Origin of the sequence: Kocuria sp. HSID16901 (assembly GCF_003989425.1) — a bacterium.
Taxonomy (GTDB): domain Bacteria; phylum Actinomycetota; class Actinomycetes; order Actinomycetales; family Micrococcaceae; genus Rothia; species Rothia massiliensis.
The window spans coordinates 1-1,435 of sequence record NZ_RBLM01000017.1; the positions used below are offsets into that span (position 1 = coordinate 1).

Consider the following 1,435-nt stretch of genomic DNA (forward strand, 5'->3'; position numbering starts at 1 on the left):
GGCTCTTCACAGATGAGGGTGTAGCTGTGGTGCGACCTGGGGCGGCGCGTCGGTGTCGGGGTGAGGGTCGAGGTCTTCCGATGATGGGAGTTCTCACACAACCCGTCCGGAAGACCTCGACGTGCCTGACGCTACCTTCACGCGCCCTGACCTGACTACCTTCACCCGCCTCGACGGCCTCGGTCTGGAGGTCACCGGCCAGCTGCTCGAGCCTGACCGGTCCGTGCTGGCGTGCCGGGTCGTGGAGCCGGACGACTGGTGCAGGCGGTGCGGCTGCCAGGGCGTGCCCCGTGACACGGTGAGCAGGGAGTTGGCGCACGAGCCGTTCGGGTGGCGCCCTACCACGCTGGTGCTCACCGTGCGCCGCTACCGCTGCAAGGAGTGCTCGCACGTGTGGCGTCAGGACACCACCGCTGCGGCGCCGCCGCGGGCCAAGATCTCCCGCGCCGGCCTGCGGTGGGGTCTGGTCGGGATCGTCGTCGGCCACCTGTCGATGGCCCGAGTTGCCGAAGGACTGGGCGTGGCGTGGAACACCGCCAACGACGCGGTCCTGGCTGAGGGCCGGCGTCTGCTCATCGAGGACCCGACCCGCCTGGACGGTGTCAAGGTCGTCGGGGTCGATGAGCACGTGTGGCGGCACACCCGGCGCGGTGACAAGTACGTCACCGTGATCATCGACCTCACCCCGGTCCGGGACGGCACCGGGCCCTCACGCCTGCTGGACGTGGTCGAAGGTCGGTCGAAGAAGGCGTTCAAGGACTGGCTGGCCGAGCGGGACCAGGCTTGGCGCGATGGGATCGAGGTCGTGGCCATGGATGGGTTCGCGGGCTTCAAGACCGCCACCACCGAGGAGCTGCCGGACGCCGTCACGGTTATGGATCCCTTCCACGTCATCCGGTTGGCCGGGGACGCTCTCGATGAGTGCCGCCGCCGAGTCCAGCAGGAACTGCACGGACACCGCGGACGCAAGGGCGACCCGCTCTACACCGCGCGGCGGACCCTGCACACCGGGGCTGACCTGCTCACCGACCGCCAGCACGAGCGCCTTGACAAGCTCTTCGCTGGGGACCGGCACGTGCAAGTCGAGTGCACCTGGGGGATCTACCAGCGCATGATCTCCGCCTACCGTCACCCCGACCGGGCAGCCGGCCGCGTCGAGATGAGCTCCGTGATCGACGCCCTCGCCGACAGTGTGCCTGAGGCGTTGGTAGAACTGCGCAAGCTCGGCCGCACCCTGACCAGACGCGCCTGCGACGTCCTGGCCTACTTCGACCGGCCGCGCACGAGCAACGGACCTACCGAAGCCGTGAACGGTCGCCTCGAGCACCTGCGTGGCCTGGCCCTCGGCTTCCGCAACCTCACCAACTACATCGCCCGCGCACTCCTCGAAGCCGGCGGATTCAGACCACACCTACACCCCGAATTGTGAAGAGCC

The 1,435-nt window shown here is 68.8% G+C and carries 1 protein-coding gene; it reads left to right on the forward strand.

All coding sequences use genetic code 11. The features are described from left to right. The first annotated feature begins 121 nt into the window (after positions 1–121). A complete protein-coding gene (locus tag D8M21_RS11205; protein ID WP_048680651.1) occupies positions 122–1,429 on the forward strand; it encodes an ISL3 family transposase in 1,308 nt (435 codons plus the stop codon). Positions 1,430–1,435: the final 6 nt, after the last annotated feature.